This window comes from Ruegeria sp. B10, assembly GCF_056539825.1.
In genome coordinates, this window is record NZ_JBQFVP010000015.1 from 81,750 (window position 1) to 100,654 (window position 18,905).

An 18,905-nucleotide genomic window follows, 5' to 3' on the forward strand; every position below is an offset into this window, starting at 1 on the left:
TGATTTACAAAGGCGTTTTCAATCCCAAAGTCTTCAGCGTGTCATCCATCGTCTGGCTCCAGCGTTCTCTCAGGGAACTGTTTTTATTCCGCCGCAGACCAAGAGATTTCAACAACTCGAAACGTTTCGGATCATCGCCCCCGAAGGACACCGCGACGCGAGGCCACCAGTAGTCGACCGAGACTTGCATTTGCTCAGCTTCGCCTCGTTCGATCAACTTATTTGCGCCTTCCATCGACAGTTCACCATGGTGTGCTTCGATCGGAGCAATTGAGCGGAACGCCTCGGCCAGGGGTTGGTAGGAAATCGTAGAATACTCAGCCAGTTGTTCGGCGACGGCGCGGCTCATGAGCAGATTCATGATCACGGCATCCGTCCAACCCGAGAACGGATAGTTGAACACAGCCAAGCGCATATCATGTTCGGAACGCGTTGCTCCGATGTCCGCACCCCGGCTTAACCGGGCCGTCCACGGATGATGATTGGCGTAGCGTTCTGTGTCGGCTCCAAACTCTCCCATGATGTTCAGAACACGATTTGCATGATCCGTTTTTTCAAGCACGATCTTCGCGGCAGCGATGCGTTCTTTTATTCCTGGCCCGAGGTTAATTACGTCAGCAAAACCGGCTGCGCCTGCCAATTCACTGTCAACAAAGGTTGCCATCAGTTTCAGCAGTTCCGCACGATAGCGTGGCGGAACGTTTGACGGGTTGGTCAGCACGCCGCCCGCTGCCAAATAGCTGTCGAGAGTCATCGTATCGGTCATGTCTACCTCTCCTCTACTGATCGTAATCCACGACCACACGGTCCGTTATCGGATAGGCCTGACAGCTGAGCACATAACCCTTTTCGACCTCATAGTCCTCAAGCGCGTGGTTTGCGACCATCTCGACCTCACCTTCCAGTACTTTGCAGCGGCAGGTCGAACAGACCCCGGCTTTGCAGGCATAGGGAGCGTCCAACGCGTTTTCCAAAGCAGCATCCAGAATGGACAGGTCCTTGGGGATGGTCAGATTCTGGGTCGAGCCATCCAGCGTAATGGATGCACTGGTCTGATTGTCTGTCCGACCGGCATCTGCCGAACTTGCTTTGCGTTTTGCGCGACCCGGCTGGGCGCTGGCAAAAAGTTCGAATTTGATCTGGCTGTCGTCTAGCCCGTGGTCGCGCAGGGCCGCTGCGATCCCCAGCATCATGGGTTCAGGACCACAAATGAACGCCGTATCGACGTTTTCGATATCGACCCAGTGCTTGAATAGTTCGGCGCATTTTTCCTGTGTCACCAGCCCGGTGAACAGGTCAATTTCCTGGGAATCCGTTTCGAGAATATGGATCACGTTAAGGCGCCCCATATACAAGTTCTTGAGGTCCTCAAGTTCTTCGCGGAACATGATCGTGTTGATGCCCTTGTTGGCATAGATCAGCGTAAAGCGCGACTGGGGTTCACGGGCGAGTGTCGTTTTGAGGATCGACAGAACTGGCGTCACCCCGGACCCACCGGCAAAACCGAGATATTGCTTTTCTGAATCTGCATCGATGGGAGCGTGAAAGCTACCCATCGGCGGCATTGCCTGCACGATGTCCCCGACACTCAGTTCCGAGTTCGCCCAGCCCGAGAACGCCCCGCCGTCGACGCGCTTGATCCCAACCTGCAGGACACCGTCGTCCTTGCCTGCGCAGATCGAATAGGACCGGCGCAATTCTTCGCCGTCGAACTCGCGGCGGAACGTCAGGTATTGACCGGCGGTAAAGTCAAACTCTTGCGCGGCACCATTCATGGGCTCCAGCGTCAAAACCACCGCGTCGCGGATCGTTTTGTGGATGTCGGTGACCTTCAGGTCGTGGAAACGTGCCATCCGGTGCTCCTCCTCAGATGCACTTGAAATAGTCAAAAGGTTCAAGGCAGTCGGTGCAGCGCCAATGTGCCTTGCACGGGGTCGAGCCGAACTGGCTAACCTTCTCAACCGCCTTACTGCCACAATGCGGGCACCGCTGCGGACCGCCTGCCGGTTGTGGCGGGGCGATACCGTATTCTTCCAGCCGGGCGCGGCCCTTGTCGCTGAGCCAATCGGTGGTCCATGCGGGAGTGATGGTGGTCTCGATCCGGATATCTTCGATCCCGCGATCCCGTAGCGCGGTTTCAATGTCCATGCTGATGATCGACGTCGCCGGACAACCTGAATAGGTCGGTGTCACCGTCACCTTCAAGGTTTCGGCATCCCAGCGCACATCGCGCACAATCCCCAGATCAACCACAGAAATGACGGGTATTTCAGGGTCGGGGACGGCATCCAGCCAGTCCCATATCTGATCTGTCGGCACCCGTTCCATATCGGCTTACCAGCTTGCGCCGGGATAGGCGCGTTGCAGCCATTGCATCTGAGTCAGCAAATGCCCCAGGTGCTCGGTATGCATCTGCCCGGTACGCCCGCCCTTATGCGCGAAATCGCTGTCTGGGATCGTTAGCGTCGCATCCGCCAAGACCCGCTGAACCAAAGCGTCATATTCTTCGCGCAAATCGGCAGGATTGGGCGCGATACCAGCGGCTGCCATCTGGGTATCCACATCGTCGCTGGCGAACATCTCACCCACGTAGGGCCAAAGATAATCCAGCGCCGCTTGCATCCGGTCGTGGCTTTCCGCCGTTCCGTCGCCCAAGCCAACCACCGTGTCGCCAGAGCGTTCCAGGTGATAGGCAACCTCTTTGCTGGCTTTGGCCGCAATGGCCGCGACACGGTCGTCTGACGATTTGATCAGACGCCCCAGCATGATCGAATGCCACGCATCAAACAAGAACTGGCGCATTAGGGTCCGGCCGAAATCCTCGTTCGGAACCTCGACCATCAGAACATTGCGAAAATCCCAGGCATCGCGCAGGAACGCCAGATCATCGGCACTTTGGCCGCCGTCGATTTCGCCTGCAAGGCCAAGCCACATCTGGGTCTGGCCGATGAGGTCCAGCGCGGTATTGGCCAGTGCGATATCTTCTTCCAGCACAGGCGCATGACCGCACCATTCGCTCACGCGGTGACCAAGGATGAGTGTGTTGTCACCCATTCTTAGCAGAAACTGTAGGAAGGCTTCGTCGCGGGTCATCACATCGCCCCCACTTCATCGGGAATGTCGAAGAATGTCGGGTGGCGGTAAACCTTGCTTTCGCTGGGCTCATACAGCGGGCCTTTTTCGCTGGGGGATGAGGCCGAGATATTGTTCGCTTCGACCACCCAGATCGACACGCCTTCGTTGCGGCGCGTGTAGACATCGCGTGCGTTCTTGATCGCCATTTCTGCGTCCGGTGCGTGCAGTGAACCGACATGACGGTGGCTCATACCGTGCTGACCGCGGATAAAGACTTCCCATAGGGGCCATTCGTTTTTCATCGGGTTTCCTCCTCAGGTCAGGCTTATTCAGCGGCCACTTGACCGGCGCGTTTCTTCTTGGCGTGGGCCAGCAGGCCGTCGCGCACCCATTGTCCGTCGTCCCAGGCCTTGTTGCGCGCAGCCAGGCGGTCGGTGTTGCAAGGGCCGTTGCCCTTGATGACATCAAAGAACTCGGTCCAGTCGGGTTCCGAAAAATCGTAATGGCCGCGTTCTTCGTTCCATTTCAGCTCCGGGTCGGGGACGGTCAGGCCAAGAAATTCGGCCTGCGGCACGGTCTGATCGACGAATTTCTGACGAAGCTCGTCATTGGTGTTCATCTTAATCTTCCAGGCCATGGATTGAGTCGAATGGACCGAGTCCTTGTCCGAGGGTCCGAACATCATCAACGATGGGTACCAAAACCGGTTCAGGGCATCCTGTGCCATCTTCTTCTGCGCGGGCGTGCCTTCTGCCATCTTGCGAATGGCATCGTATCCCTGACGTTGGTGAAAGCTCTCTTCCTTGCAGATCCGGATCATGGCACGCGAATACGGCCCGTAGGATGTCCGCTGCAGCGGCACCTGGTTCATGATCGCGGCCCCATCGACCAGCCAGCCAACCGCGCCGATATCGGCCCAGTTCAGGGTGGGATAGTTGAAGATCGACGAATACTTCATCCGACCGTCCAGCAACATCTCGGTCAGCTCGTCCCGGCTGACGCCCAGTGTTTCCGCCGCGCAATAAAGATACAGCCCGTGTCCGGCCTCATCCTGCACCTTGGCCAGCAGGATCGCTTTGCGTTCCAGCGTGGGCGCGCGGGTGATCCAGTTGCCTTCGGGCAGTTGTCCGACGATTTCGGAATGGGCGTGCTGACCGATCTGGCGGATCAGCGTTTTGCGATAGCCTTGCGGCATCCAGTCTTTCGGCTCAATCTTGATGTCCGCGTCAATCTTTGCCTGAAACTCGGCAAGCTTTTCAGGGTCATCGTTTGTGGCCTCAGACTTAACCATTTGTGCGTACATCGTGTTTCCTCCTCTCGGATGGGATCAGATTTTGAATACGTGGCTTAGAACCCGCATGTTTCCTTTAAATGCGGAGCCATCAAGGTCCTTCGCCAAGCGCTGTAAAACATCCGCAAATCCGTAGCTGGGAATAGCGGCCTCGACCTGGGCGACTTGATCGCGCGACAGTCCTTTTCGCACCTTGCCCCCTGTCGCGTCGATCCAGTCACCTTTTCGGCAGGCGTTGACCACATCGGCATGCGGCCCGCGGTAGGGTGTAACCTTGTGGTGCCAGTGGATGGCATTGCGCAGCAGCTCTGGATCCAGTCCCCAACTCTTTTCAGCGTTGTCCCTCAGCGCCAGTTCTTCGGATGGTTCCAGATATGCCAGATCGTGTTTCGTCCAAAGTCCGATATCGTGGTAGACGAAGGCCGTCTCGACCAATGCACGATGCGTGTCATCGCCGCCAAGGAAGTGCATGGCATAGGTAATCACACGATAAACATGGCCCCGATAGGCCTTGTAGTCGTCGCCGAGAACATCTTGATACGGCTCAAACAGCCGCTCGACGCGTTCGCTGTGGTCGATTATTTGGATCGCCTCAGTCAAAACAGTGCTCTCCCTATCAAACCCGTTCAAGGATCAAGGCTGCGCCCTGCCCTACGCCAACGCACATCGTGCAGAGAGCATACCGCCCACCTGTCCGCCGCAGTTGATAGGCGGCGGTTAAAACCAGCCGCGCTCCGGACATGCCCAAAGGGTGCCCCATGGCAATGGCACCGCCATTTGGGTTCACATGCGGTGCGTCGTCAGCAAGGCCCAGTTCGCGAAGTGTTGCCAGCCCTTGCGACGCAAAAGCTTCGTTCAACTCTACCACATCCATCTGTTCAATGGTTAGCCCGGCCCGGGCCAAAACCTTCTGGCTGGCCGGTACGGGCCCAATCCCCATGATGCGCGGCGCGACGCCTGCCACCGACATACCAACAACCCGTGCAATCGGAGCAAGGCCGTTCTTTGCAGCCGCTGCCTCATTCGCCATCAAAATAGCAGCAGCTCCGTCGTTAACACCAGACGCATTGCCGGCCGTAACGGTTTTGTCTGGCCCGTTCACTCCCTTGAGGCCCGACAGCTTGTCGGCCGTTGTTCCCGGGCGAGGATGCTCATCGGTATCGACCACTATCGGGTCACCCTTACGTTGTGGAACCGAGATCGGAGTGATCTCATCCGCGAACAGCCCCGCTTCACGCGCGGCGGCCCATCGGGCCTGACTACGCGCTGCGAAACTGTCCTGATCTGCGCGGCTGATGCCATAGTCGTCGGCAACGTTGTCAGCGGTTTGGGGCATTGAATCGATGCCGTAGGCCTGCTGCATCTTCGGGTTCACAAAGCGCCAGCCGATGGTCGTGTCGTAAACTGTGTTACTGCGCGTGAATGCAGATGTCGCCTTGGGCATCACAAAGGGTGCACGGGACATGCTTTCGACCCCACCCGCGATCGCCAGGTCATAGTCACCCGCCTTGATGCCTCGGGCGGCCATTCCAACAGCATCCATGCCGCTGGCGCACAGGCGATTTATGGTGGTCCCCGGAACATCAATCGGTAATCCAGCCAACAAGGCCGCCATACGGGCGACGTTCCGGTTGCTTTCACCGGCCTGATTGGCATCACCATAGATGACGTCATCCACGCTGGACCAGTCGACTTGCGGGTTCCGCTCTTTCAGCGCAGCCAGCGGAATGGCCGCCAGATCATCCGTGCGGATCGACGACAAAGCCCCGCCGTATCGCCCAATCGGCGTGCGCGTCGCGTCGCAAATGAATGCATCCATCTGTGAATTCTCCCGGGCGTTCACACTCAATTATAGACCGTATGGTCGGTTTATATTTCCGTCATCGATTCGAGGCAAGCATTATGTTACCGAATTTTACTTTTCTGCACATTATCGTAACATAAAAAGAAATCAGTTTTCTGTTAAAGCAAGCCATCATCCTTTGAGATATCAGGAGGGCCTTTGTCCCAGAAACCTAAGTGCTCAAATCTGCTTCCAAATTTTTGAGTTGCGGTCGGGGCAGCCTGTCCAAAATCCTAGAGACCGCCTCGCGGCAGGCGGGCTCCTTCCAGTCACTGGGCAGAAAATCCGAGGGCAAAGCCGGGTGTCGCAAGATGATGCGACGCCAATTGTGCACAAGAAGAACACGCAGCGCTGCCGATTTCATCGGATCATCCACACCGGTCGTCGGCAGCAGATCGTCGATCGCCTGGATTGATGTCCAAAACTCGTCATACGCGGTTTTCAGCGACTCTGGTCCGCATAGCTCTGTTAACCAATCTGGTACTGAAATCGCGGTGGTCTCAAAACCTAGCAGGTCTTCCAGATCGCGCGGCATGGTTCCCGCTGCCATCGCTGTGGAAGGGTTTAATGAGATATATTCCCCAGTCAGCAACAGATCGGACAGTTCCTTTCGGGATGTTTCCGAGCTGCTCGACATCAGCACATGCCAGATGTCTGGTTTGGCCGTTTCGCGGGCGTAAATGCGTGGCGCAGCGGCTGCACTTTGAGTGCGGCCATAGTCCGTAAGCCGATGGACACTCGCACGACCAACTCGCGTACTTTCGATCCAGCCTTCTTTGCGCAATCGATGCAATGCCACTCGGGTCGCTTCGGCCTTGATACCCACAAGGCTCGTCAACGCAGTGATCAATGATCCGCTTATCTGATCGGATTTGTTTTGCGCCAGATCGCCAAAGATCGTGACAAGCACAGACCAAACCCGCAGAGACCCTTCGGAGGTCAAATGACGAACGCAATGGTCGAACCAGTCTGTGGAAGCGTCTTTCATGGCCGCAGTATAGGCGGGCCGGATCGAATTACCATCCGGCCCGGTTTCGTCAGTAGGCTACCATTGTCAACAGTTCGTATTCGGCAACAAGGTCATCATCCTGTTGAGTCATCGTGACGTGCCAGCGAACCTCGCCATACTGATCATTGCGTTTGGTCTTTGACTTAACGGTCAGGCGCACTTTGATGCTGTCCCCGGCCACAACTGGTTTCATGAAACGCAACCCATCCAAGCCTGTATTGGCCAGAACAGGACCTTCGTTAGGCTCGACAAACAAACCGGCGGCGAACGACAACAACAGGTATCCGTGCGCGACACGACCCGGGAAGAACGGATTTCGTTCCGCGGCGGCCTCATCCATGTGCGCATAGAAGGTGTCGCCGGTGAATTCCGCAAAGTGCTCGATACCTTCGAGCGTGACGGTGCGCGGCGCCGTGTGAATTGTCTCACCGATTGCCAGATCGTGGTAGCGCCGCGTGAAAGGATGCGCCGGGCCTTCGATCTCGGTTGCGCCCGAGACCCATTTCGAGCCAATCGCCGTCAACAGGTCAGGCGAGCCCTGAATGGCTGTACGCTGCATGTAGTGTTTCACGCCCCGCACACCGCCCATCTCCTCGCCGCCACCCGCGCGACCAGGGCCGCCATGGACCATATGCGGCAAGGGTGAGCCGTGGCCCGTGGCCTCTTTCATCGAGTCTCTGTTGTTGAAATAGAGCCGCCCGTGATACGCCCCGGCCCCCCTGGCGAATTTGCGCGCCACATCCAAATCATGGGTAATGACAGACGCGACCAAAGACCCCTGCCCCCGGTTCGCGAGCTCAATCGCGTGGTCGGTGTCGCGATACCCCATGATCGTGCTGACTGGACCAAAGGCTTCGGTGTCATGAACGCGCTGTGCCGCATCCGGGTTGGCGCAATGGAACAGCATTGGCGGCAGGAAAGCCCCTTTTTGGGCATCTGCGCCGTCAACGGCAAAGTCATTCGGGTTGCCGAACACACGTTCGGCCTCTTGGCAAATGATCGCAGCCTTTTCCAGTACATCCAGTTTTTGATCATTCGATACCAGCGCGCCCATGCGCGTTGTCTCAAGCCTAGGGTCGCCGATAACCGTTTTTGCCAGCCGCGCGGAAAGTGCCTCGATCACCGCCTGCACATGCGGCTCGGGTGCGATGATCCGGCGGATCGCGGTACATTTCTGACCCGCTTTTGTGGTCATCTCGCGCTGAACTTCCTTGATGAACAGGTCAAATTCCGGTGTTCCCGGTTGGGCGTCAGCGCCCAATACCGAACAGTTCAGACTGTCCTGTTCCGCCACGAAACGGACGGAGTTTTGCAGAATGACGGGGTTAGACCGTAGTTTCAGCGCAGTATCGGCCGAACCGGTAAAACTGACCACGTCTTGCATGGTCAGGCGATCCAACATGTCACCCAGACCACCCGACACAAGCTGGAGCGCCCCGGCAGGCAAAATGCCAGACTCCAGCATCAACCGCACGCACAATTCGGTTACGTAGCAGGAATTCGTCGCCGGTTTGACGATAGCTGGAACACCGGCCAGCAAGGTCGGAGCCAGCTTCTCCAACATGCCCCAAACCGGAAAGTTGAACGCGTTGATATGAACCGCCACACCCTGCAGCGGGGTGCAGATGTGCTGACCGACAAAGGTCCCATTCCGCGACAGCTGTTCGACGTCGCCATCCAGATAAACGTGACCATCGGGCATTTCGCGGCGGCCTTTCGAGGCAAATACGAACATCGTACCGATCCCACCATCGATATCGATCAGATGATCCGATTGGGTCGCGCCCGTGTTGAATGACAGGTCGTACAGGGCCTGCTTGTGCTGCCCCAAATGCACCGACAATGCCTTGAGCATCTTGGCGCGCTCATGAAAGGTCATCTGCCGCAGTGCTGGCCCGCCAACATTGCGTGCATGATCCAGCATGCCCTGCACATCCAAGCCAGTGTTGCCAGCGGTCGCGATCACCTCACCTGTTACGGCGCTGGCAATGTTGCGGGCCCCTTCGCCCGGCGCGATCCACTCACCGACCGCGAAACTTGAAATCTGTTGGATGGTCATGTGCCTCTCCTCAGTCCTGAGATGATCTACGCAGCCCTATGCGCGCGGTTATGATAGCTATAATATTTACCGTACGGTCGGTCAATAAAAAGACCGTTTCATTTTCTTGTTCGGTCACGTCAAACCTGTGCAGGAAGCTGGGCGAACCCTCGAAAGCGAATTCGCCCACCACGCTTTGCGCCCTCTGTGACCTGATAATTGGGAAAGCGGTTCAAAAACCGACTGACCGCAATCTTGCCCTCCATCCGAGCAAGAGTCAGACCGACGCAGGTGTGCGGGCCACCGGCAAAGGCGTGGTGCTTGTTCGGGCGGCGGTCCAGCAGCATGTCGTCGGGCCGATCAAACTGCCTTGGGTCGCGGTTGGCGCCGCCGATACACAGGTGAACATCCGTGCCTGCTGGGATTGTATAGCCATGGAGTGTTACGTCTTCGGTGGTCAGGCGATTGCCAAACTGGTTTGGGCTTTCCATGCGCAAGAATTCGTCCACTGCTGTGGTAATCAGGCCTGGGTTGTTCAGCAACTCAGCCCGTCGGTCGCGGTGCCGATCCAGCAAATCCAGAGCGTTGCCAATCAGGTTTGTCGTGGTTTCGTGCCCCGCGTTAAGGATAAAGATACAGTTCTGATAGAGTTCGACGTCGGTAAGGCCTCCGTCCGCGTCGTCTTGCATCAGCCGAGTCAGAACATCCGTTTCCGGATTGCCCGGGTTAGCTTTTCGGTCTTCGATAATATGGCGCAGAAATTCTTTGAATTCGGAGACGGCGCGATTGCCCCACTCTTCCTGCTGTGGCGTCAATTGTGGTTCCAAAGCCCCAAGAATAGCCAGAGACCAGTCCCGTAGTGGTTCGCGTTCGGACCTTGGAATACCCAACAGGTTGCCGATCACTTCGATGGGGATCGCCCCGGCGAAATCCTCGATCAACTCGACTGTGCCTTTGGCTTGCATCTGATCCAGCAAACTATCGACGAGCTGGATCAATCCCGGCTCCATCTGCGCCAAGGCACGCGGGTTCATCGCGCCGACCATCACCTTGCGGACGCGGGTGTGCAGGGGCGGATCGTTGAACACCAGACTTGTGGTGTGGTGTTCATATAACGGGCTGTCGACCCCGTATTTGGGCCCAAACACCGCCTTTTTGTCCGAGATGAACCGCGTCGTATCCCGATAGACCAGATCCAGATCCTCGTATCGCGACAGGATCACCGAGCCGTCGGGTTGGGGGCAAACCGGCATATCTTCGCGCAGCGCGGCATAGGCTGGATAAGGGTCCTCGTGAAACCCTTCGGGAAGCGCCGTCAGGCAAAACATCAGTGACCCATCGCCCCCATATGTTCGGGCAGCACCAGTACCAGCCAGGGCACCAGAACGATCAGGGCCAGACGGAAGATATCGGCGATCCAGAAGGGCGTGACACCTTTGAAGATCGTTGCGGTCGAAACGTCCCCGACCACCCCTTTCAGGATGAACACGTTCAAACCAACCGGCGGGGTGATCAGGCTGATTTCCGTCACGACAACAACCACGATCCCGAACCAGATCGGGTCATAACCCAGCGACGTCACCAGCGGGAAAAAGATCGGCACAGTCAGCAAAAGCATCGACAGCGATTCAAAGACGCAGCCCAAGATGATGTAGATGCCCAGGATCATCAGGATCACCACGAACGGTTCCACGTCATAGGCCGTGACAAGGCCGATCAGCGCCTCGGGCAGGCCCGCGAGGTTGATAAAGTTCGAAAAGATCTGAGCCCCGATCAGAACCGAGAACAAGGCCGCGGCGGTATAGGTTGTTTCTTTCAACACCTCGAAGGTCGAATTCAGAGTCAGCCCACCGCGCGACAGAGCGATCAGAAACGCCCCCATGGCACCCATGCCAGCGGCTTCGGTCGGGCTGAAGGTCAGGTTCAACGGATGGAAATCAAACGCGCCGTAAAGCCCGCCAATGACCAGAAAGAACAACAGCAACACCGCCCAAACCGACCGTAACGCCGTCAGCTTCTCGCCCCAGCCGTGTTTTTCTCCTGCGGGTCCGGAGTCGGGTTTGCGCCAGACGGTCCAGCGAACGGCAAACAGGTACAGAAGGATGCCAAGCACGCCGGGAATGATACCGGCAACAAACAGCTTGCCGATGGATGTCTCGGTCAGCAGACCATAGATTACAAGGATCACGGAGGGCGGGATTAGAATGCCGAGCGTGCCGCCTGCCGCAATGGAGGCGGTCGACAGCTCATCCGAATAGCGATAGCGGCGCATTTCCGGCATGGCGACCTTGGACATCGTTGCCGCCGTTGCCAGGGACGAGCCACAGATGGCCGAAAACCCGCCACAGGCCGCCACCGTAGCCATTGCGATCCCGCCTTTGAAATGGCCCAGAAATGCGTTTGATACGGCGTAGAGCTCGCGCGCCAGCCCACCTTTGTTCACGAACAAGCCCATCAGAATAAACAGCGGAATAACCGAAAGGCCGTAGTCCTGTGCCGTGTCGGTGATCTGACGACCCACCATCGACATCGCCGCTTTCAAGCCGCGTTCGGACAAAATGCTGCCTCCGCGTTCATACGCAAAACCCAGCGTTCCGACGAGGCCCATTGCAAAGACAATCGGCAGGCGCAGAAGCACGAGAACAAGAACAAGGCCAAAGCCGATCAGTGCGGCAGTCATTGAGGGTGCTCCGACAAAGTATGGGGGGCGAAGATGTGCAAAAGGCCGGTCGTGATCATCGCAACGGCGGTGATCGCGGTGGAAGCGGCGATGAACCAGCCGATATAGAACACGGGGATCGAAAGGTACTCGGTCACATCACCATAGTCCCGCGCCCGTTCGGCAAGGATCCAGACCCGCTGTATCGGCCAGAAGAGCATGATGCCCGAGACCAGATAGACTATCGCATCCCGGGCGCGGCTTAGGCGCAGTCGCGAAAACAACCCGTCCGTCAGGTCGACTGCAATCTGACCCTTTCCAGCCGAAATCATCGGAAGAACCGAGAATACTAGGATCGCCATCAGTATACGCGTCAACTCGGTCGCGGCTTCGATCGGTGCGTTGAACATGGACCGAAGAATGACGTCGCAAAACGTCATGACCATGAGGATAAAAAGCGCCACACAGGCCATCACTGTCGGAAAAACACTGATGCGGCGCGCGAAGGATACCAGAGATTGCATGAGGAATTCCCGCCCGGTCGAAACGGCTGGCGGTGCGAGACCGCCAACCAGCTCGCGTTATTGCGCGGCCATTTCACTGACGATCATGTCATATGCGGCCTGAGCATCGACCCCGGCACCGTTGACTTCGTCAATGACCTTGGCGCGGACATCGACAGCAATTGCGTTGAACTTTTCCAGGTCTTCTGCAGATGCGGTGTTGATCGCGTTGCCGTCTGTGCCTTCGGTGGCTTCGCGCCCGATGGCATCAATTTCGTCCCAGATTTTACCGATTTCACGGCTCAGCGGCTCGCCAAAGACTTGCTCTTCCAGCGCTTGCTGCAGCTCGGCAGGCAGATCGGCAAATGTGTCTTCGTTCATGATGAAGGCAAAAGAACCGCGATACAGGCCGCCCGGAACTTCGTAAACGTTCTGAGCCACTTCGGTCAGCTTGAAGCCCTTGCGAGATTCAAATGGCATCACGACACCATCGGCTGCTTTCGAAGCCAGCGTTTCGTACACTTTCGGAGCAGGCACCTGGATACCGGTTGCGCCCAACGCTGTACCGACATCGCCACCAACACCGCCGGGGATGCGAACCTTGAGGCCTGATACCTCGTCCAGCGTGGTAACAGGGCTGCTGGAATGCAGTTGGGCCGGTCCATGCGTATGCAACGCGATCACCTTGACGCCGCGATGTTCATCCGCCGCTTTCAGGTGCTTGTCATAGGCACGCCAATAGGCCACCGATGCGGCCTCGGCCGAGCCCTCGTATCCAGGCAGTTCGATCATCTTGGTGGTGACAAAGCGGCCGGGCTGGTAGCCGTGGAAAATGATCGAGGCATCCGCCGCCCCATCCATGATTAGGTCCATCTGAGCCGGTGGAGGTGCGATGCCAAGTTTCAGTTCAGCGGTGACTTGCCCATCGGTGGCTTCTTCAACCATCTCGACGAATTTCGGCCACATCTTGGCGTTGATGCCATGGGTCGGCGGTGCCCAGCTGGAAATGGTCAGCGTATAGTCTGCCGCCATCGCAACGGTGCCTGAAATGGCCAGTGCCGCCGAAGCCAGCAAGGTGCTCAAGTTGCTGAGTTTCATGTTCTGTCTCCTCCCTGTGAAACATGCATTTTGAATGCGTTAATGGTTGCTTTTGTAACCATCAACACTTTTAAAGCGCCTTCGTTTAGGCCGCGATGGCCCAAGACGCCGGACTTTCCTCGGCCACTGTCAGCATAACCGACTGGGACACGTCACTCCCAATTTCCTTGCGATAGTTCATCGGCCCCCCGCGCCAACGCGGAAAGCCATAGCCATGGATCTGAACCATATCGACGGCTTCTGCGTTTTCAGCGATCCCTTCTTGGATGATCAAAGCGCCCTCATTTGCCATGACAGCCAGAAGGCGAGACGATATTTCCTCGGCCGTAAAGGTCCGGCGGGTAATGCCCTGCGCAGCGGAATACCCTTCGATCAAAGCCTCAACCTCGGGGTCGCGGATCGGTTTGCGATTTCCATCTTCGTACCGGTACCAGCCTTTGCCGGATCGCTGACCAAACCGCTCCAACTCACATAGCTGGTCGGCAATGGTGACATAGCGTTCACTCGGGTTGCGGTTGGCGGCGTTGCGTTTTCTATTCGCCCAGGCGATCTGCAGCCCGGTCAAGTCCTGCAACTCGTAGGGCCCCATCGGCATGCCGAAATCCCGCATCGCCTGATCAATTTCATGCGGCAGTGCCCCGTCTGCCAGCAGATAATCTGCCGCGCGCCGATAAGCGGCCAGCATACGGTTGCCAATGAAACCGTCGCAAACGCCTGACAGAACCGAGACCTTGCGAAGCTTCTTGCCCAGTGCGAATCCCGTGGCAACCACTTCGGGGGTGTTTTGGGGGGTGTGCACGATCTCGAGCAGTTTCATCACATGAGCCGGGCTGAAGAAATGCAGCCCTATGCACCGTGACTGGTTTTCGATGCCCGAGAAGATTTCAGCCGGGTCTAGATAGGATGTATTGGTGGCAAGAATTGCGTCGACGTCCATGTTCTTGGCCAATTCGGCAAAGACCTGCTGTTTGACCGATAGTTCCTCGAACACGGCTTCTATGGCCAATTCCGCGTCGGCTGCTTCGGCATAGCTGTCAACGGCGCGAAATCGGGACAGGCAATTCAGGTATTTAGCCTCGGTCATCTTTCCGCGTTTGACCGCGCCCTTCAACAGGTCTTCAACCCGATCATGGGCTGCCAATGCGGCCTCGGAGTCGCGCTCGATCAACTTGACAGACAGGCCAGCCGTCAGAGCGGCGGTTGCAATTCCGCCCCCCATCAAGCCGCCGCCCACCACAGCAATACGGCTGATATCGCGCGGCTGGACATCCTTGATCAGAGAGGGCTTGGAGACACTGCGTTCTGCAAAGAACGCATGACGCAGCGCGCGGCTTTCCGCAGTTTGGCGAAGCGTCAGATGGCGCGTCCGCTCCATCGGCTGAGCTTCGGAAAACGGCATTTGGGACCAGGTTAGCGCGGTCAGGTTCTCCAACGGCGACTGCTGCCCCTTGGCGCGCTTTTTCAGCGATGCCCGAGAGGTCTCGATCAGATCAGGCGCAAAATCAGCGACACTACGTTGGCTGACCGCCAAAGGACGGTCCGGCAGATCGGCCACAAAACTCTCGACCGCCTCCTCAAGATCGCCGGCCAATAGGTCGACCGCCCCAAGCTGCAGCATCTCTTCCGCCTTCAGCACTTTGCCTGTGCAGGCCAGATCAATTGCCGCTTCCATCCCCACAAGGCGTGGCAGACGTTGCGTGCCCCCCGCGCCGGGGATCAATCCAACATTGACCTCTGGCAGACCAAATCCCGTCCCGGGGGCAGCAATCCGCCAAGCGCAAGCCATCGCAATTTCGAGTCCGCCACCCAGAACGTTCCCGTGCATACAGGCAATGAAGGGAACCTCGCTGTCTTCGATCATTTGGACGACATCGGGCAAGTGCGGCTCGACCGGCGACTTGCCGAATTCGGACATGTCGCCGCCCGCGACAAAAGTCCGACCAGCGCATCGCAGCACAGCCACCCGCGCGCCCTTGACCGCATCCACAGCATCTGCAAGCCCCTGCCGGACCGCTTGCGAGGTCGCATTGACCGGCGGGTTGTCAATGGTGACCCAGGCGACATCGCCTTTGAGTTCAACATTCACAAGTGACGTCTGAGACATGGGTGTGCCCTTCAAGCGCTCTGGATTCGAGTCTTGTTTATATATTGACCAACCGTTCGGTTAATGCAATGATAAAAATGAAACGACATCTGGCAGAGCAGTCATGAGCGATACGATTCTTGTAGAAGATCACGGGACCTGGGTTGAGATTACACTGAATCGTCCCGACAAACTGAACTCATTCAATGATGAGATGCATTGCGCGCTGCGAGACGCGCTGAAATCCGCCCGGGACAACGGCGCGCGCGCCATCCTTTTGACTGGTGTCGGGCGCGGATTTTGCGCCGGACAGGATCTTGGTGACCGTGATCCATCGAAAATGGACGGCCCGCCTGATCTGAGCAAAACCGTGCGGACCCTCTATGCGCCTTTGGTGCGATTGATCCGGTCGCTGAACTTCCCGGTTATTTGTGCTGTGAACGGTGTTGCTGCCGGAGCCGGGGCCAATCTGGCACTAGCCTGCGACATGGTTTTGGCAGGCGAAAGCGCCAAGTTCATTCAGAGTTTCGCAAAGGTCGGTCTGATTCCTGATACTGGCGGCAGTTGGCACCTGCCCCGCCTGTTGGGAGAGGCCAGAGCCAAAGGATTGGCGTTTACGGCACAACCCTTGCCAGCAAAACAAGCAGAAGACTGGGGCCTGATCTGGAAAGCCCTGCCCGATGAGCAGTTGATGGCCGAAGCCCGCGCCTTGGCAAACCAAATTGCCAACGGTCCGACCGTTGGGTTGGGTAAGACCAAGCAGTGCATTCAGACCGCGGCGACCACCACTCTTTCTGATCATCTTGAAATTGAAGCGGACGCTATGAAGATCTGCGGGGAAAGTGCGGACTATGCCGAAGGCGTGTCCAGCTTCCTCGAAAAACGCGCGCCAAGTTTTCAGGGCAAATGACGATGACCCCGCAAGAACGCGCCGCTAAATCTGCCGCTGCTATGTGGGCCAATGATGAGGCCAGCAAATGGTTCGGCATGGAACTCGTTAACGTCGACGAAGGCCGCGCTATTCTGGCACTGACCGTCGCAACTCATCACTGCAACGGCCATGGCATATGCCACGGCGGCGTCACCCACGCCTTGGCAGACAGCGCGTTTGCCTTTGCCTGCAACAGTCGCAACGTGGCGACCGTCGGCCAACATACAATGATGAGCTATCTCGCACCGGGCCGCCTGGGAGACCGCCTGACCGCAACCGCGACAGAAACCGCTGTCGCAGGTCGTAGCGGCGTCTATGACGTACGCATTACAAATCAAGATGGCATGACTGTCGCCGAATTCCGGGGCATGTCCCGCGCGGTTGGTGGTCAGAATTTTGACGAATAGAAATACGCTGGAGGAGCAACGCAATGGACGCCCTGTCCCCCAACAAAACTGAATTGGACCCGATCGAAATCGCATCGATCGACGAAATCCGTGCGACACAGCTTGAACGCCTCAAATGGTCGGTCCGACATGCCTACGAAAACGTGGCGATGTACAAGCAGCGCTTTGATGAGGCGGGTGTCCATCCGGATGATTTGCAACAGCTTTCGGATATTTCGAAGTTCCCGTTCACGTATAAAAACGATCTGCGCGACAATTACCCTTTCGGCCTTTTCGCGGTCCCACGCAGTGAGATTATTCGACTGCACGCGTCTTCCGGGACAACCGGCAAACCAACTGTGGTGGGCTATACCAAAGCTGATATCGATAACTGGGCAGATTTGGGTGCGCGGTCGTTGCGGGCGGCAGGTTTGCGTAAGGGCGATTTGGTCCACAACGCCTATGGCTATGGCCTTTTCACCGGCGGACTGGGCGCCCACTACGGGATCGAACGTTTGGGTGCGACCGTTGTCCCCATGAGCGGCGGGCAGACCGAGAAACAGGTCGGCTTGATAAATGATTTTCAGCCCGACGGGATCATGGTGACGCCGTCATACATGCTGAACATCCTTGAACAGTTCCACAAATCCGGGCTCGACCCCAGAAAAAGCTCTCTCAAGGTCGGCATTTTCGGAGCAGAGCCCTGGACAGACGCAATGCGAACGGAGGTTGAAACCGCATTCGACATGCACGCGGTCGATATCTACGGCCTTTCTGAAATCATGGGCCCCGGCGTCGCGAGCGAGTGCGTCGAAACAAAAGATGGTCCCGTGATCTGGGAGGATCACTTCCTACCAGAGATCATTGACCCGGCCACAGGCGAAGTACTGCCCGACGGCGAAACCGGCGAGTTGGTGTTCACCACTTTGACCAAAGAAGGTTTGCCAATGATCCGCTACCGAACACGCGATCTGACCTGTCTGTTGCCCGGAACGGCGCGTTCGATGCGGCGGATGGCAAAGATTACCGGCCGTAGCGACGACATGATGATCCTGCGGGGCGTGAACGTTTTCCCCAGCCAGATCGAAGAGCAGGTCATGGCGACGGGCGGTCTGGCCCCCTACTATCAGATCGAACTCTACAAATCCGGCCGAATGGACGCGATGAGGGTGTTTGTCGAAGCGTCAGCAGACTCAACCGACGAGATGTCAAAGACTGCCGCAGCCCGAATGCTGACGAAGCGCATCAAGGACGTTGTTGGCGTTTCAACTGAAATTGTTGTAGGTGATCCAGGCGACGTCGAACGCTCTCAGGGCAAGGCGAAGCGCGTCATCGACAACCGCGATAAGGAATAAGCCGTGGCCAGGACAATCGCCAAAGACCACGACCAGAAGCGGGAACAGATACTCAAAAGAGCTGCGAAAATCTTTGCGGACCAGGGGTTCGACCGCGCCTCGATGACCCTGTTGGCAAAAGAGTGCGGGATCTCCAAGGCGAACATATACCATTATTATGACAGTAAGGATGCCATCTTGTATGACATCCTTGAGACCTATCTTCAGGATTTACGTGACCGCATTTGCAACGTTGATTTCGAAGGGCTTGGGCCAGAAGAGAAACTGCGAAAGGCTGTCCGCGAAATCTTGTTCGCCTATCAAGGTGCAGATGACGAGCACCGGGTTCAGATCAGCGGTATGAACGCCCTCGCCGACGACCAGCAAAAGAAACTGCGCGAGTACCAGCGTGATATGGTCAGCTTCATCAACAATATCCTACAGGAGCTGTCTCCAGAGACATTGGGTGATGACAAGGCCAAGCTGCGCGGAGCCACAATGTCAGTCTTCGGCATGCTGAACTGGTATTACATGTGGAACACGGGAGCAGGAACCAAGGCACGTGAAGACTACGCTGATCTGGTCAGCACACTGACGGTCCACGGCATTCGAAAGCTGTAGGAGGGAAGCACTCTTCTTTCAATTGACGGCTTTT

19 protein-coding genes are annotated in these 18,905 nt (G+C 57.1%); 4 read left to right on the forward strand and 15 right to left on the reverse strand.

Annotated elements, in window-relative coordinates; all coding sequences use genetic code 11:
* Window positions 1–4: 4 nt before the first annotated feature.
* From ACR0J4_RS19375 to ACR0J4_RS19445, 15 genes are all read right to left on the reverse strand, one after another.
* A complete protein-coding gene (locus ACR0J4_RS19375) occupies window positions 5–766 on the reverse strand; it encodes a Phenylacetic acid catabolic protein (RefSeq protein WP_170643811.1) in 762 nt (253 codons plus the stop codon).
* A gap of 13 nt (window positions 767–779) precedes the next feature.
* Entirely contained in the window at window positions 780–1,853 is a 1,074-nt protein-coding gene (locus ACR0J4_RS19380; RefSeq protein ID WP_170549686.1) for a 2Fe-2S iron-sulfur cluster-binding protein, read from the reverse strand.
* 13 nt (window positions 1,854–1,866) lie between these two features.
* The gene (gene paaD / locus ACR0J4_RS19385; RefSeq protein WP_170549682.1) at window positions 1,867–2,328 is read right to left on the reverse strand and encodes a 1,2-phenylacetyl-CoA epoxidase subunit PaaD; all 462 of its coding nucleotides are present in this window, start codon (window positions 2,326–2,328) and stop codon (window positions 1,867–1,869) included.
* 6 nt (window positions 2,329–2,334) lie between these two features.
* Window positions 2,335–3,093 (reverse strand): 1,2-phenylacetyl-CoA epoxidase subunit PaaC, encoded by a 759-nt coding sequence (paaC, locus tag ACR0J4_RS19390; protein ID WP_170643813.1) that lies wholly within the window; start codon window positions 3,091–3,093, stop codon window positions 2,335–2,337.
* A complete protein-coding gene (gene paaB, locus ACR0J4_RS19395; protein ID WP_170747324.1) occupies window positions 3,093–3,377 on the reverse strand; it encodes a 1,2-phenylacetyl-CoA epoxidase subunit PaaB in 285 nt (94 codons plus the stop codon). The genes paaC and paaB overlap by 1 nt, the downstream gene beginning before the upstream one ends.
* Before the next feature lie 23 nt (window positions 3,378–3,400).
* A complete protein-coding gene (gene paaA, locus ACR0J4_RS19400) occupies window positions 3,401–4,378 on the reverse strand; it encodes a 1,2-phenylacetyl-CoA epoxidase subunit PaaA (protein WP_170643815.1) in 978 nt (325 codons plus the stop codon).
* Window positions 4,379–4,402: 24 nt separating this feature from the next.
* A complete protein-coding gene (locus tag ACR0J4_RS19405) occupies window positions 4,403–4,966 on the reverse strand; it encodes a phosphohydrolase (RefSeq protein WP_170643816.1) in 564 nt (187 codons plus the stop codon).
* Window positions 4,967–4,982: 16 nt separating this feature from the next.
* Complete coding sequence (gene pcaF, locus ACR0J4_RS19410) at window positions 4,983–6,185, reverse strand: 3-oxoadipyl-CoA thiolase (RefSeq protein ID WP_170643817.1); 1,203 nt, start codon at window positions 6,183–6,185, stop codon at window positions 4,983–4,985.
* A gap of 196 nt (window positions 6,186–6,381) precedes the next feature.
* Window positions 6,382–7,197: a PaaX family transcriptional regulator C-terminal domain-containing protein gene (locus ACR0J4_RS19415; protein WP_170643819.1), complete on the reverse strand. Its 816-nt coding sequence runs from the start codon at window positions 7,195–7,197 to the stop codon at window positions 6,382–6,384.
* 49 nt (window positions 7,198–7,246) lie between these two features.
* Window positions 7,247–9,277 carry a phenylacetic acid degradation bifunctional protein PaaZ gene (gene paaZ, locus ACR0J4_RS19420; RefSeq protein WP_170643821.1) on the reverse strand — a complete coding sequence of 677 codons (2,031 nt, stop codon included), beginning with the start codon at window positions 9,275–9,277 and terminating at the stop codon, window positions 7,247–7,249.
* Between the two features lie 119 nt (window positions 9,278–9,396).
* Window positions 9,397–10,584, reverse strand: a complete 1,188-nt coding sequence (locus tag ACR0J4_RS19425; RefSeq protein ID WP_170643823.1) for a cytochrome P450 — start codon at window positions 10,582–10,584, stop codon at window positions 9,397–9,399.
* Window positions 10,584–11,936 (reverse strand): TRAP transporter large permease, encoded by a 1,353-nt coding sequence (locus ACR0J4_RS19430; RefSeq protein WP_170643824.1) that lies wholly within the window; start codon window positions 11,934–11,936, stop codon window positions 10,584–10,586. The genes ACR0J4_RS19425 and ACR0J4_RS19430 overlap by 1 nt, the downstream gene beginning before the upstream one ends.
* Entirely contained in the window at window positions 11,933–12,439 is a 507-nt protein-coding gene (locus ACR0J4_RS19435) for a TRAP transporter small permease subunit (RefSeq protein ID WP_170549656.1), read from the reverse strand. The genes ACR0J4_RS19430 and ACR0J4_RS19435 overlap by 4 nt, the downstream gene beginning before the upstream one ends.
* Before the next feature lie 57 nt (window positions 12,440–12,496).
* Window positions 12,497–13,516: a TRAP transporter substrate-binding protein gene (locus tag ACR0J4_RS19440; RefSeq protein WP_170473496.1), complete on the reverse strand. Its 1,020-nt coding sequence runs from the start codon at window positions 13,514–13,516 to the stop codon at window positions 12,497–12,499.
* An 85-nt stretch (window positions 13,517–13,601) separates the two neighbouring features.
* Window positions 13,602–15,620: a 3-hydroxyacyl-CoA dehydrogenase NAD-binding domain-containing protein gene (locus tag ACR0J4_RS19445; RefSeq protein ID WP_170643826.1), complete on the reverse strand. Its 2,019-nt coding sequence runs from the start codon at window positions 15,618–15,620 to the stop codon at window positions 13,602–13,604.
* Between the two features lie 103 nt (window positions 15,621–15,723).
* Between ACR0J4_RS19445 and paaG the strand changes: the two genes are divergently transcribed.
* The 4 genes from paaG to ACR0J4_RS19465 are packed head-to-tail and all read left to right on the forward strand — an operon-like array spanning window position 15,724 to window position 18,871.
* A complete protein-coding gene (paaG, locus tag ACR0J4_RS19450) occupies window positions 15,724–16,509 on the forward strand; it encodes a 2-(1,2-epoxy-1,2-dihydrophenyl)acetyl-CoA isomerase PaaG (RefSeq protein WP_170643827.1) in 786 nt (261 codons plus the stop codon).
* Window positions 16,510–16,511: 2 nt separating this feature from the next.
* Window positions 16,512–16,937: a hydroxyphenylacetyl-CoA thioesterase PaaI gene (gene paaI / locus ACR0J4_RS19455; protein ID WP_170643829.1), complete on the forward strand. Its 426-nt coding sequence runs from the start codon at window positions 16,512–16,514 to the stop codon at window positions 16,935–16,937.
* A 23-nt stretch (window positions 16,938–16,960) separates the two neighbouring features.
* Window positions 16,961–18,271 carry a phenylacetate--CoA ligase PaaK gene (paaK, locus tag ACR0J4_RS19460; protein WP_170643831.1) on the forward strand — a complete coding sequence of 437 codons (1,311 nt, stop codon included), beginning with the start codon at window positions 16,961–16,963 and terminating at the stop codon, window positions 18,269–18,271.
* 3 nt (window positions 18,272–18,274) lie between these two features.
* Window positions 18,275–18,871 carry a TetR/AcrR family transcriptional regulator gene (locus ACR0J4_RS19465; protein WP_170643833.1) on the forward strand — a complete coding sequence of 199 codons (597 nt, stop codon included), beginning with the start codon at window positions 18,275–18,277 and terminating at the stop codon, window positions 18,869–18,871.
* Window positions 18,872–18,905 lie beyond the last annotated feature (34 nt).